The organism is Pseudomonas sp. 5.2 (assembly GCF_059025405.1).
Genome location: NZ_JBYBHH010000046.1, coordinates 1 through 1,250, shown reverse-complemented (window position 1 = coordinate 1,250; position 1,250 = coordinate 1). Strand labels below are relative to the sequence as shown.

2 protein-coding genes are annotated in these 1,250 nt (G+C 53.8%); both read right to left on the bottom strand.

Features of this window, described 5'->3' with window-relative positions:
• Positions 1 to 36: 36 nt before the first annotated feature.
• The gene (locus tag AC5PZ0_RS28215) at positions 37 to 879 is read right to left on the bottom strand and encodes an IS3 family transposase (RefSeq protein ID WP_493856203.1); all 843 of its coding nucleotides are present in this window, start codon (positions 877 to 879) and stop codon (positions 37 to 39) included.
• The gene (locus AC5PZ0_RS28210) at positions 879 to 1,232 is read right to left on the bottom strand and encodes a transposase (protein WP_493856202.1); all 354 of its coding nucleotides are present in this window, start codon (positions 1,230 to 1,232) and stop codon (positions 879 to 881) included. Before AC5PZ0_RS28210 ends, AC5PZ0_RS28215 begins: the two co-directional genes overlap by 1 nt.
• Between the last annotated feature and the right edge of the window lie 18 nt (positions 1,233 to 1,250).

Here is a 1,250-nt window from a genome sequence, read left to right as displayed (position 1 = left end):
TGATCTGGTCAAGTAATTTTGGACACCGGTTAAGGTTCATGCCGCTGCCCTGAGCTTTCCCTCCATGGCTACTGGGGTCTCGTACCCGTTGTAGCTATGGAGGCGCTTGAGGTTATAGCGCACCAAGTAAGCCTGAATGTCTGCCTTAGCTTCAGCTTCGGATTCATAGCCCTCTGCAGACATCCACTCTGATTTCAGTGCCCCGAAAAAACGCTCCATGGGTGCATTGTCCCAGCACTGGCCACGGTGACTCATGCTCTGCTCGAAGCTGCACTCTTCAAGTAAAGCCCTGAACTTATGGCTGGTGTATTGGCAGCCTTGATCTGAATGAAACATCACTCCCGTTGGCTTACCTCTGGACTCGAATGCCATGCGCAGCGCGTTACAGGCCAATCTTGCATCGGCAGTCATTGAAAACGCCCAGCCCACAACTCGACGTGCATACAAGTCGATCACGGCCGCAAAATACATCCAACGTTTCCCCACCTGGATGTAGGTCACATCACCACACCAAACCTCGTTGATTGCCGAAACCTTGAAATTTCGCTTCAGCTGATTTTCCGCAATGAGTGCTTCTGTACCCGATGATCGATACCGGTGCGGCCTACGCTGCCGGCATTTCAGGCCAGCTTCGCGCATAAGCGCACGTACCTTGAAACGCCCGACGCCATGGCCTTCACGCCGCAGTTCTTGCATCAGTATTCGTGAACCAGCAGCCCCTCGTGACGCCTTGAAATGGCTGACTACCCGAGAGCGCAGAGCATCCCTGGTGGGATTTTCACGCCCTTGGCGTTTGCGCCACGCATAGAAACTACTGCGCCTGACCCCAAGCACGCGACAGCAGTCAACAACACCATAGTGCTCACTCAGTTCGTTGATCAGCGAGAACGATCTTTGGAGTCCCGAAGCAGGAGAGCACTGGCCTTTTTTAAGATTTCGATATCCCGATCTTTTTGACGAACTAGAGCTTCCAACGCTTCAATCCGTTGCTGTTCCGGGGTAATGGCTTTGGCTCCAGCCGGAACTTTGCCCTCTCTCTCCTGGCGCACCTGCTCAACCCAGCGGCGAAGGGCCGTGCGCCCAAGTCCAAGGGCCTCACACACTTCAGGGACTGACTGGCCACCATCCAACACCATCTCGGCAGCTTGAATTTTGTATTCTCTTGAGTATGACTTTCGCACTGATTTTGCCTCCGTTTGGGCGCCATGATAGCGCCCGATGAAGGTGTCCAAAATCATTAGGCCAGTTCA